General features: G+C 33.0%; 12 protein-coding genes. 3 read left to right on the top strand and 9 right to left on the bottom strand.

From position 1 onward, the window contains the following. Positions 1–47 precede the first annotated feature (47 nt). The 9 genes from KA867_RS11145 to kapB all read right to left on the bottom strand — a co-directional run bounded on the left by KA867_RS11145 (position 48) and on the right by kapB (position 6,659). Positions 48–185, bottom strand: a complete 138-nt coding sequence (locus tag KA867_RS11145) for a hypothetical protein (protein ID WP_210138064.1) — start codon at positions 183–185, stop codon at positions 48–50. A 200-nt stretch (positions 186–385) separates the two neighbouring features. Beyond that, positions 386–742, bottom strand: a complete 357-nt coding sequence (locus KA867_RS11140; protein ID WP_210138063.1) for a Na+/H+ antiporter subunit G1 — start codon at positions 740–742, stop codon at positions 386–388. Further along, entirely contained in the window at positions 720–1,013 is a 294-nt protein-coding gene (locus KA867_RS11135) for a Na(+)/H(+) antiporter subunit F1 (RefSeq protein WP_046208018.1), read from the bottom strand. The genes KA867_RS11140 and KA867_RS11135 overlap by 23 nt, the downstream gene beginning before the upstream one ends. Beyond that, positions 1,013–1,492, bottom strand: a complete 480-nt coding sequence (locus KA867_RS11130) for a Na+/H+ antiporter subunit E (RefSeq protein ID WP_210138062.1) — start codon at positions 1,490–1,492, stop codon at positions 1,013–1,015. Before KA867_RS11130 ends, KA867_RS11135 begins: the two co-directional genes overlap by 1 nt. A gap of 1 nt (position 1,493) precedes the next feature. Next, on the bottom strand, positions 1,494–2,990 hold the full coding sequence (locus KA867_RS11125) for a Na+/H+ antiporter subunit D (protein ID WP_210138061.1): 1,497 nt from the start codon (positions 2,988–2,990) through the stop codon (positions 1,494–1,496). Beyond that, the gene (gene mnhC1 / locus KA867_RS11120; protein ID WP_040030166.1) at positions 2,977–3,324 is read right to left on the bottom strand and encodes a Na+/H+ antiporter Mnh1 subunit C; all 348 of its coding nucleotides are present in this window, start codon (positions 3,322–3,324) and stop codon (positions 2,977–2,979) included. The genes KA867_RS11125 and mnhC1 overlap by 14 nt, the downstream gene beginning before the upstream one ends. Next, the gene (locus KA867_RS11115) at positions 3,324–3,752 is read right to left on the bottom strand and encodes a Na(+)/H(+) antiporter subunit B (RefSeq protein ID WP_210138060.1); all 429 of its coding nucleotides are present in this window, start codon (positions 3,750–3,752) and stop codon (positions 3,324–3,326) included. The genes mnhC1 and KA867_RS11115 overlap by 1 nt, the downstream gene beginning before the upstream one ends. Further along, complete coding sequence (locus tag KA867_RS11110) at positions 3,733–6,150, bottom strand: Na+/H+ antiporter subunit A (RefSeq protein ID WP_210138059.1); 2,418 nt, start codon at positions 6,148–6,150, stop codon at positions 3,733–3,735. The genes KA867_RS11115 and KA867_RS11110 overlap by 20 nt, the downstream gene beginning before the upstream one ends. 128 nt (positions 6,151–6,278) lie before the next feature. Then, entirely contained in the window at positions 6,279–6,659 is a 381-nt protein-coding gene (gene kapB, locus KA867_RS11105) for a sporulation phosphorelay system protein KapB (protein WP_210138058.1), read from the bottom strand. A gap of 67 nt (positions 6,660–6,726) precedes the next feature. Here kapB and KA867_RS11100 point away from each other — a divergent pair, with 67 nt between their 5' ends. The 3 genes from KA867_RS11100 (at position 6,727) to KA867_RS11090 (ending at position 9,477) form a co-directional block, all read left to right on the top strand. Further along, positions 6,727–7,323 carry a peptidylprolyl isomerase gene (locus KA867_RS11100; protein WP_210138057.1) on the top strand — a complete coding sequence of 199 codons (597 nt, stop codon included), beginning with the start codon at positions 6,727–6,729 and terminating at the stop codon, positions 7,321–7,323. Positions 7,324–7,754: 431 nt separating this feature from the next. Beyond that, positions 7,755–8,156: a S1 domain-containing post-transcriptional regulator Ygs gene (ygs, locus tag KA867_RS11095; RefSeq protein ID WP_046208025.1), complete on the top strand. Its 402-nt coding sequence runs from the start codon at positions 7,755–7,757 to the stop codon at positions 8,154–8,156. A gap of 187 nt (positions 8,157–8,343) precedes the next feature. Then, on the top strand, positions 8,344–9,477 hold the full coding sequence (locus KA867_RS11090; protein ID WP_210138056.1) for an NADH-dependent flavin oxidoreductase: 1,134 nt from the start codon (positions 8,344–8,346) through the stop codon (positions 9,475–9,477). The last annotated feature ends 98 nt before the right edge of the window (positions 9,478–9,575 follow it).

Genomic DNA, 9,575 nt, shown 5'->3' with positions numbered 1-9,575 from the left:
TTATACGGGTGGTTTTGATTTCTATTTATTTCTTTTTTTAAATAGGATTATTTTCCTTTAACTAGTCTTTGCTCGTTAATTTCATTATTTAATTCTTCTTGAAAATGGAGTGTGTCCTTTTCTGCTAATTCAGAGATAGAAATTATTTCATATTGATCTCTTTTATCAATTGATTTATTCAACATAATAAACACTACAACTGCTTAATTTACAAATATTATAATATTGGCAGTGATTTGGGCCGACTCCTGCGGGAAGAGCACTAGCCGAAGACTACAGGCTAAGGCAGTGCCCGCGGAAAGCGTGCACAAAAAAACTGCCAACAAAGTCGGAGACTTTGTCGACAGTCCTTTTTGAATATTACTATTTATTGCTAACACAGCATTTACAATTTTGTATCTTTTAAGTCTTCTTGTATGTCATCACGTTTTGTTCTTCTTGAAGCGGGTGTCCTCAAATTATATGCTGCTTTAATAATAAGATGACTTGCTAACGGCCCCGTGATCAATATAAATAATATTCCGATAAGTAATTGCATATTGACGTAACCTTCACGACCTATGAAATATAAGAAAACACCACTTATAAGTAACATTGCGCCTAATGTAGCAGCTTTACCAGCAGCATGCGCACGTGCATACACATCATCTAAACGTAAGAGGCCAATCGCAGCTAGTGCACTTATGAGTGAGCCAAGGATAACCAAAATAAGCGCTATACTAATGATGATCGTTGTTATCATGCTCAATCACCTTACCTTTATCCATATATTTTGCAAACACTGCGGTTCCTAAAAACGCTAAAATACCAATTAACAAAATGGCAACCATCATATATTTAGTACCTAAGAAAATACTAAATAGTGCTACAATCGCCATTAGTTGGATACCCATTGCATCAAGTGCCACAACCCTATCGGCAAGAGAAGGGCCGATAATGACACGAACAAGCATACCAAACATTGACAATGTTACAATAACTAATGCCACGATTAATATCACGTTGTAGTTCATTAATACTCGCCTACCTCTCTTACCACTTTTTCAAGTGATGATTTAATACTTTCTATTTCTTCTTCTTTGGTACTAAAATCAATACTGTGAATATATATTTCTTTGCGATCATCACTGATACCTAGAACAATCGTACCTGGTGTTAGTGTAATCAAATTTGATAACAACACAATTTGCCAATCTTTTTTCAAATCTGTTGGATAAGTAAAAAAGGCGGGCTCATTGTTAATTTTAGGTTTAGTAACGATTCTAATAACATCAATATTGGCTTTAACCAATTCTACTAAAAAGACGATAAATAATTTTATGATTTTATAAATAGTAATAACATAAAATCTACCGGGTAAGACACCACGCATCAGGAATACTAACAATAGACCAAATATATAACCTAATAGGAAATTATTAAATGTATAGCTACCTGTTACAAATAGCCAAAACACTGATAAAATTAAATTTACTAATATTTGAATTGCCATATTATTTGCCCCCCAATACGCTGTCTATATAAACACTAGGATTATAGAATGTTTCGGCAGCATCTTTTATGATTGGTTGTAAAAAGTCAGCAGATAGGCCAAATATCACTGATATAGCAACTGCAATAACAGCTACTGTTAAAATACCTTTGTATTGTAGTTTAGGGTTGACTTCATAACCTTCAGATTCTCCGAAGAAACCTTTTAAGAAAATACGAATAACTGAGTAAAGTACAACTAAACTAGATAATAATACGATAATCCCACTTAAATAAAATCCTTTTTCGAAAGTAGCTTGAACAATGTAATATTTTCCATAAAAGCCACTTAACGGCGGAATTCCTGCTAAACTCAAAGCAGCGATAAAGAAAGACCAGCCTAATACAGGGTAATGTTTGATTAAACCACCATACTTACGTAAATCGTGTGTCTTGGTGATTTTATACATGACACCAATTAGGAAAAACAATGCTGCTTTAATCAACATGTCATGTAATGTATAATAAATCGCTCCCATCATACCAGCCTGATTCATCATTGCTACGCCTACTAAAATGACACCAACAGCAATCATAATATTATAAATTATGATTTTTTTAGTATCAAAGTAGCTAACTGCACCTACACAACCAAAAATAATTGTAAGTAAGGCTAAGAATAAAATGGTGTACAGTGAAAAATTAGAAGCATCACCAAAGAATAAGCTTGCTGTTCTAGCTATTGCGTAAACTCCAACTTTTGTTAACAATGCACCAAAGAAAGCAATAATTGCTATAGGTGGTGCATAATAAGCACCTGGTAGCCAGATATACATTGGGAACACACCAGCTTTTGTAGCAAAGACAAAGATAAACATAATAAATATAATACTGATAATTCCTTTATCTTGTGTGGACAATTGACTTAATTTTTCACTAATATCTGCTAAATTCAATGTGCCTACAACAGAATAAAGCATTGCGACGGCTATAACAAAGAAAGCAGAAGATGTCACATTCACAAGTACATATTTTATCGTTTCACTCAATTGAACTTGTGTGCCACCAATAACTAATAAAATATATGATGCCATTAAAAACACTTCAAAGAATACGAAAAGGTTGAAAATATCACCAGTTATAAATGATCCTATAACACCAGTGAGCATAAACATGATGGCAAAATAATAATAATATGTTTCACGCTCGATACCTACAGATTGATATGAATATAAAATAATCAACATCGTTACAATTAAGCTTGTAATCACAAGTAAAATACTAAAAATATCGGTAACAAAAACAATACTATATGGTGCATCCCATGAACCAAGTTCGAGTTTTATAGGTCCATCTCTGAGAATGTTTTTTAAATTTATAAAAGCAAAAATTAATGTAATTGCAGTACCTGTTAATGCAACGTAGCGTTTAATTTTAGGGCGTTTACCAATAAAAATTAATGCGATAATTGTTAACATTGGTATAACGAGTAATGAAATAATAAGATTACTCTCTATCATTATCTAGCACCCCTTTCATACTTTCTACGTTGTCTGTACCTAGTTCTTTATAGCTTCTAAAAGCCAATACTAAGAAAAAGGCTGTTACAGAAAATGAAATTACTATAGCTGTTAATATGAGTGCTTGTGGAATTGGATCCACATATGAAGTGAACCCTTTTTCATAAATAGGGACTTCACCTTTCTTAAGACCACCCATAGTTATTAAGAATAAATTAGCTGTATGTGTTTGTAATGTAGTCCCAATAATGATGCGTATCAAACTTTTAGAAAGAATGAGATAGACGCTCATTGCAGTGAGAATACCACAAACAAAAATCATCACTATTTCCATTACTCATTCTCTCCAATCGCTAATATTATAGTCATTATTGTGCCAACAACTGCACATAAAACACCTAAATCGAAAAATGTGGCAGTATGCATTTCTATAGGTTTTAAAATACCTAATGGAATCTCAAATGGCGTATGCGTAAAGAAGTTTTTATTGTATAGCCAACTCGCCATAGGTGTAACTAAACAAAAGAATAACCCGATACCAATGAGTTTTTTGAAATCCCATGGGTATATTTTACGCATAGTCTTAATATCGTAAGCCACAGCTATAATCACAAGTGAACTTGATAAGAGTAGGCCACCGACGAAACCACCACCAGGTGTATAATGTCCTGTTAAAAATAAGTGTAAACCAAACATAACGATTAAGAAGAAAATCACGATAGCTGAGTATTGGAAAATTAAATTATTTTTCTGTCTTTTCAATGTGAGTTCCTCCTTCATCATTTGGTTTATTTTTATAACGAAGTTTAATCATTGTGTAAACACCTAAACCTGCAATACCTAGTACAGAGGATTCGAATAAAGTATCGGTACCACGGAAATCAACTAGAATCACGTTGACCATGTTTGTACCATGTGCTAAATCATATACATGCGCTTTATAAAATTCTCCAATTGAGCCAAAGTGTCTATTTCCGTACGTGATTAAACCTAATACTGTTACAACGGTACCAGCACCGATGGCAATAATAATGTTCAGCCATTTATACGAAGTTGATTCGTTATGTCGATTTAAATTTGGCAAATGATAGAAACATAATAAGAACAATGCAGTAGAAATAGATTCAACAACAAATTGCGTCAATGCTAAGTCTGGTGCACCAAAGAAAATAAAGAAGATCGCTACTGCATAACCTACTGCACTTGCCATGATGATACTGAATAGGCGAGAGCGTGCAAATATAATCATAGACGCTGCTGTAATGATAATGACTACGATGATCAATTCAAATGGTCTGATTTCACTAACATCTTTAAAGTTAACACTGAACGGTGTTACTAATAATGTCACAAGTGTGATTACGATTAAAGATGCAAAGATGATTAATAAGTTATTACGTGTAAACCCAGTAACGTAAGTGTTAGTAAATTGACTTGAATAGCCAGGGAATACCGTTCCGAATTTATCATACCAATAATTGATTGTTAGTTTTGTAGGTTGTGCTTTTAATAAGCTGATCCAATAACCAAAGCTAAGAATTAACAAAATTCCAGCGATGTAAATGCCTAAGGTTGAGAAAAAGGCTGGTGTGAATCCATGGAACATATGAAACTCAGCTGTTGCGTTACTATTATGGCTGATTGCATTTACTGCTGGTTCAATGATTGTCCCAGTCAATATGGAAGGGAAGAACCCAAAAACAATAACGAGTATTGCTAATATACTTGGAGAAATTAGCATTAATTTTGAAACTTCATGCGCTGATTTTGGTAAATTATTCGGTTTATAGCTACCTAAGAATATTTGACCAATAAATCTAACAGCATAGACAAAAGTGAATACGCTACCTAAAATTGCAACAATTGGTATGAGTATACCAATACTATTTAAACTGAAGATATTAGCGTGCGTAACTTCAATCATACTTTCAAGAAATTTCTCTTTTGATAAGAATCCATTAAATGGAGGGATACCTGCCATACTCAATGATGTAATTAATGTAATGGTAAAAGAAATTGGCATGATGGTTACTAAGCCACCCAATTTATTGACATCACGAGTTCCCGTACTGTGATCAATAGCACCAGTTACCATAAACAATGCGCCTTTAAAAGTAGCATGATTTATAAGGTGGAACACAGCTGCGGTAAAAGCAGCAACGTAAATTTGGCTGTCTGAGCCTTCGAAATGGTAACTTACTGCTCCGATACCTAACATTGACATAATCATGCCAAGTTGTGAGACAGTTGAAAAGGCTAAAATGCCTTTTAAATCTTGTTGCTTTGTTGCATTTAATGATGCCCAAAATAGAGTGATTAACCCCACTGCAGTAATCGTCCAAATCCAACCTTGTGAAAGCGCGAATATTGGTGTCATACGTGCAACTAAATAAAGACCAGCTTTAACCATTGTTGCAGAATGTAAGTAAGCACTTACTGGCGTTGGTGCTTCCATTGCATCTGGTAACCAAACATAGAATGGAAACTGAGCTGATTTTGTCATCGCTCCTATAATTACAAAGATCATAGACAATATAAAGTAGGGGCTCGTTTGGATTTCAGACGCATGATTAATGAGCGTTTGAATACTGGTAGAATTACCTGCAAGTGATAGTAAAATAAGACCACCTAGCAGGGAAAGACCGCCCAACACAGTTATGAGCATTGATTTTTGCGCACCATAAATAGATGCTTGTTTCGTTCTCCAAAATGAAATGAGTAGAAAACTTGAAAATGAAGTTAACTCCCAAAACAGATATAAGATAATGATATTATCTGATAATACGACACCTAACATGGCACCCATAAAAAGCAAAAGGTAACAATAAAAATGACCTAATTGCTCTTGTCGACTTAAATAACTAATGGAATATAAGACAACCAAGCTTCCGATACCAGTTATTAGTAAACTGAATAATAAGCCTAAGCCATCAACGTATAAATCGAAATTCATGCCAAAATGAGGCATCCAATTTGCTTTATGTACTACGCTTTTACCTGACATTGTTGTCGAAATGATTGATAGAAAATATATAAATAAGACGACGGGGATAGGTAACACAAACCATCCTAAATGTATACGCTTATGTATGCGATATACAATTGGAATAATGAGTGCAAATATTAACGGTAATAATACCGCTATATGTATCAAACTCATTATTTTATCCTCCTTTTTAAAATAGTATAAGGTCATTATACATGAATAAGACTATTCTGAAAAACCACGCTAACCCTTGTGGAGCTTTAATTTAAAGTTTGTTTTAAATAAGAAGAAACACGGTATTTTTATTCAAAATTTTGTTTATATTGAATTGAATAATCTTTTTTTAATTGTGCTAAATTAGCAAGTGAGCAATTAGCATATTCAGTATTTTCTTCTTTTAATTTATTTTCTAAGTTTGTAATTGCAATTTGTAAAGATTGTATATAATCCAGTTCTTCTACATTAAATGGTCTAAGTTTGGATTTTGACGTATAACGCTTTTCAAATTGACTTAAAGCTTTGCGCTCGTGAAAAAATACATTTTCCGTTTCGTTTGGATGGTGTAAGTCACCTTGCTTTGGATGTTTAATGACCTGTTCAATTTGAACAAGTACTTGATTGTCATCCTCTTCTATAACAGATACACCATAACTTCCAGTTTTATGTGCAAAACGATATAACATAATTCAATACACCCCTCATTTTATGTTAGAATACATATATCATCTTAACATGAAATGGAGAATAAAAATGTCGAACTATCCTCAGCTAAATTCAGAAGTAAACGAAAATGAAATAAAAATGATTATGCATACGAATAAAGGTGATATGTCTTTCAAATTATTACCTGATATCGCACCTAAAACAGTAGAGAACTTTGTTACACATGCGAAAAATGGATACTATGATGGTATTTCTTTCCATCGTGTCATCAATGACTTCATGGTACAAGGAGGCGACCCAACTGCAACTGGTATGGGTGGTGAAAGTATTTATGGAGGCCCATTTGAAGATGAATTTTCACTTGAAGCATTCAATTTATATGGTGCTTTATCAATGGCAAATTCTGGTCCAAATACTAACGGTTCACAATTCTTTATTGTTCAAATGAAGGAAGTACCAGAGTCTATGCTTAGCCAACTCGCAGATGGTGGTTGGCCGGAACCAATTGTGAAAGCTTATGGTGAAAAGGGTGGTACACCTTGGTTAGATCAAAAACATACTGTTTTTGGTCAATTATTAGAAGGTGAATCTACGTTAGAAGATATTGCTGCAACAAAAGTAGGACCGCAAGATAAACCTTTACATGATATCACGATTGATTCGATAGATATTATTGAAAAATAATGTAAAACGTAGTTTGAACAGTAATAGGTAAAACAATCTTTTATCGTTTTGAATTTTAATGAAACATTTATCGTTTATATTAAAAATATAGAAAAGTCTAAGAGACTGGGACAAATTAATTGTTCCAGTCTTTTACTATTATTTTGATATTTTATTAGTTGTCTATGTCAGAACATGGCGATGCAAACATATTAAATAAAATCATCTTTTGAGCAATCGCTTGAGAATTTTATTTTGAAAGTATTGAATTAAGTAACATACTTAAGAATTGTTCAAAAGCCTTTGTATAATGAGACGTAACCCCAATTCAAACAATGATTGTATAACTGAATTTTGAAAAATCGTGAAATTTTTCTAGGTAATATTAGTACCATTGAATGATTTATGCTATTATGAACATGTTAAGTAAAATGAAATAAGGGGTTATCACGTTGAATAATCACTATAAAGTAGGTCAACATATCAAAGTTCGTGTGACTGGTATTCAACCGTATGGCGCTTTTGTAGAAACCCCTGACAATACTGAAGGATTAATCCATATTTCTGAAATTATGGATGATTACGTCCATAATTTAAAAAAGTTTTTATCGGAAGGACAAATTGTAAAAGCGAAAGTCATTTCAATTGATAAAGAAGGGAAGTTAAATCTTTCTTTAAAAGATAACGACTATTTTAAAAATTATGAACGTAAAAAAGAAAAGCAATCAGTATTAGATGAAATTAAAGAAACCGAAAAGTATGGTTTTCAAACAATTAAAGAACGCTTACCGGTTTGGATTAAACAGTCCAAAAACGCGATAAAAGATGAACAATCATCTTTTAAAAAACACTAACATTTTATTTTAAAATGTTAGTGTTTTTTATTTGTAAGGTAAATTTTGTAAGTTGAGATAATGCTATAAAATTATATGCGTGAGCATATAGTTTTATATTTAAAATCAAGAAAGTTAGAATTAAAATCGCTTAAAGTGATTATGCAATGACACTTAAGTATATTGTATATTAGGAGGATTTAATTTAATGGACAAAAAATTTCAACCGTTATTTGAAAAATTAAAATTACCCAATCAAGTTGTTTTAGATAATCGATTTGTACTAGCCCCATTAACACACGTATCATCTAATGATGATGGTACAATTTCTAATGAAGAGGTCGTGTACATGGAACAACGTTCTAAAGATGTTGGTCTAGCAATTTCAGCAGCAAGTAATGTTACAGATTTAGGTAAAGCTTTTCCTGGCCAACCTTCAGTAGCGCATGATTCTAATTTAGAAGGCTTAAAACGTTTGGCAAAAGCTATGAAGAAAAATGGTGCGAAAGCGGTTGTTCAAATACATCACGGCGGTGCACAATCTTTACCTAATTTAACGCCTGATGGTGATGTTGCGGCACCTAGCCCTATATCATTAAAAAGTTTTGGTGAACAAGAAGCCCATCAAGCACGCGAAATTACTAATGATGAAATTGAATCAACAATAAAAGCATTTGGTGAAGCAACGCGCAGAGTTATTGAAGCTGGCTTTGATGGTGTTGAAATTCACGGTGCCAACCATTATTTAATCCATCAATTTGTATCTCCATATTATAATCGTCGTAATGATGAATGGGGAGAAGACCGTTATAAATTTGCTACAAGTGTAGTAGACGAAGTAACTGAAACTGTTAAAAAATATGGTAGTAAAGATTTTATCGTTGGATATAGATTTTCTCCTGAAGAAGCTGAATCTCCAGGTATAAGCATGGAAATTACAAAAGAACTAATTGAGCAATTAATAGAAAAACCTTTAGATTACTTACATGTTTCATTAATGGATATTCACTCTCAAACACGTGAAGGCCAGTACAAAGGGCAAGAACGTATTAAACTCATTTTAGAGTGGATTAATGGACGCATGCCATTAATAGGTATAGGATCTATCTTTACGGCTGAACAGGCTATTGAAGCAATTGAGTCAACAGGTGTAGAACTCGTCGCTTTAGGACGAGAAATCTTATTGGATCATAATTTTGTAAGTAAAATTAAAGATGGCAAAGAAGATGAAATTCTATCTCACTTTGATCCACAAAGAGCAGATAAACATCATCTGCCACCAAAATTATGGGAACAATTTAATAAAGGATTTTACCCATTACCAAGAACAGACAATAAATAAAATCTTTGAATGTGAAAATGTTTATAGTATTTAAACACCGTTTTAATTTCAAAATGAGGGTAAAGTATAAACATTTTACTAATGAAGCAGCGTCAATT

The organism is Staphylococcus sp. GDH8C109P, assembly GCF_017893405.1.
In the GTDB taxonomy this organism is placed as follows: domain Bacteria; phylum Bacillota; class Bacilli; order Staphylococcales; family Staphylococcaceae; genus Staphylococcus; species Staphylococcus cohnii.
The sequence above is the reverse complement of the archived record's forward strand: the minus strand, read 5'-3'. Positions and strand labels throughout refer to the sequence as shown.